Raw genomic sequence first — 1,751 nt, 5'->3', positions numbered from 1 at the left:
CGGGCGATTGCGCGATCCGCAATGTCCATATCCAGATGAACGCCGACCACGGTCGCATCGCATGGCAAACGTCGACCGGCTACGGTCAGCGCTCCCGTGTCGAAGCCCAGACCGGTCGTTACAAGCAGGTGATCGGGCCCGCGCTACGAGGCCGAAATATGGAGAGCCAGACGACCGAGACTCTAATCGCCGTCAAAGCCCTCAACCGCATGACCGACCTCGGTCGCGCGGCCTATGAGCGTGTCATCTGTTCAGGCAGGGAAAGCGGCAAATGCGCCCTCAGCTTGATCTATGCAACACGCTCGGCTAAGCCTATCAAAAGACAAACTTGTCTCAGGCGTAGTGAGGCGAATAGGACCGCTCCGATGTGCGCATCCTGAGAGAAAAAAGCGTTTAAGTTCATCGGTGTCTCGCGCGAGATCAATCTTATGGCTCATCAGCTCTTTATTGTCGATGAAGTGGGCGAAACACTTGAAGCGACCATAAACATGTTGTTTCTGTCTCTTTTTGATCTGCAGAATGAGTTTATCGACCAGGTCGTTGTGAAAGGGTGGGCGCGCGCATGACCCGCCCCACCGCGCATGATCCCATCACCCGTCAGGTCCGCCAGACTGTGTCCGACCTAATAGCTGGGGACCCGTCTCCGCAACATTTGCGTCTGGCCCTGCGGACGCTGGCCAAATGGCGCTGCCATGTTCTGACGCAGCAGGTGTTGAATCGAAGCGGCTCTCGCGTACAAAGTGGTCCCTTTGCCGGCATGATCTATGATGGCCCCCAATCCGAAGGCGCGCGCATTCCAAGACTGCTGGGCTATTACGAAAAAACACTCGTCCCCTACATCAACCTCATCATTTCCGGCGGCTATGAGCAGGTGATGGATATCGGCTCGGCCGAAGGATACTATGCAGTCGGGATGGCTTTGCGCATGCCCACGGCACGGATCATGGCCTATGAAATCGACCCGAATGCGCGCGCGCTGCTGAAGAGGCTGGTGCAAAGCAACGGCGTCAGCGCCAGGGTGGATTTGTTCGACGCCTGTACCCATGACAGCTTTGCGCTCTGCACACAGTGCAAGACGGCCATCATCTGCGATATCGAAGGGGCTGAGGATACGTTGTTAGATCCAGCCCGAGCGCCCGGCCTGCGCGACGCTGATCTTTTGGTTGAGACGCATCCGGGTAGTGTCCGCGGCGTCATGAGCCGCCTGCGCGAGCGCTTTGCCGCCACCCATGATGTCACCGTGATCGGGCGCCACTGTGATACCGAAAGCCTGCCGGACTGGATGGAACAGCTGGATGACATGGATCGGATGCTGGCCCTGTGGGAGTGGCGGGCCACGCCGACCCCGTGGTTGTGGATGGTGCGCAAATGACCGGGACGCGAATCACAGCACGCCGCATCAATGTGGTGCGTGCAGACGGGCATTGCCAACTTATTGGGGTTGACCGAGCATGTTGCATAGATCAAGCTGAGGGCGCATTTGCCGCTTTCCCTGCCTGAACAGATGACACGCTCATAGGCCGCGCGACCGAGGTCGGTCATGCGGTTGAGGGCTTTGACGGCGATTAGAGTCTCGGTCGTCTGGCTCTCCATATTTCGGCCTCGTAGCGCGGGCCCGATCACCTGCTTGTAACGACCGGTCTGGGCTTCGACACGGGAGCGCTGACCGTAGCCGGTCGACGTTTGCCATGCGATGCGACCGTGGTCGGCGTTCATCTGGATATGGACATTGCGGATCGCGCAATCGCCCG

At 58.8% G+C, this 1,751-nt stretch carries 2 protein-coding genes and 1 pseudogene; all 3 read left to right on the top strand.

The genetic code is table 11. The features are described from left to right. Positions 1 to 380, top strand: a pseudogene (locus FEV53_RS21370) (hypothetical protein); the annotation flags it as partial. Positions 381 to 428: 48 nt separating this feature from the next. Continuing rightward, positions 429 to 566, top strand: coding sequence for a hypothetical protein (locus tag FEV53_RS21130; RefSeq protein WP_185962363.1), 138 nt, complete (start codon positions 429 to 431; stop codon positions 564 to 566). Beyond that, positions 563 to 1,372 carry a class I SAM-dependent methyltransferase gene (locus tag FEV53_RS20165; protein WP_142836401.1) on the top strand — a complete coding sequence of 270 codons (810 nt, stop codon included), beginning with the start codon at positions 563 to 565 and terminating at the stop codon, positions 1,370 to 1,372. The genes FEV53_RS21130 and FEV53_RS20165 overlap by 4 nt, the downstream gene beginning before the upstream one ends. Positions 1,373 to 1,751: the final 379 nt, after the last annotated feature.

The organism is Palleronia caenipelagi (assembly GCF_007004065.1).
Classification (GTDB): Bacteria; Pseudomonadota; Alphaproteobacteria; order Rhodobacterales; family Rhodobacteraceae; genus Palleronia; species Palleronia caenipelagi.
This window is presented reverse-complemented; position numbering and strand designations above follow the sequence as displayed.

Coding starts and splice junctions, on each gene's coding strand:
- FEV53_RS21130 (WP_185962363.1), top strand. CDS start 429: ATGGCTCATCAGCTCTTTATTGTCGATGAAGTGGGCGAAACACTTGAA.
- FEV53_RS20165 (WP_142836401.1), top strand. CDS start 563: ATGACCCGCCCCACCGCGCATGATCCCATCACCCGTCAGGTCCGCCAG.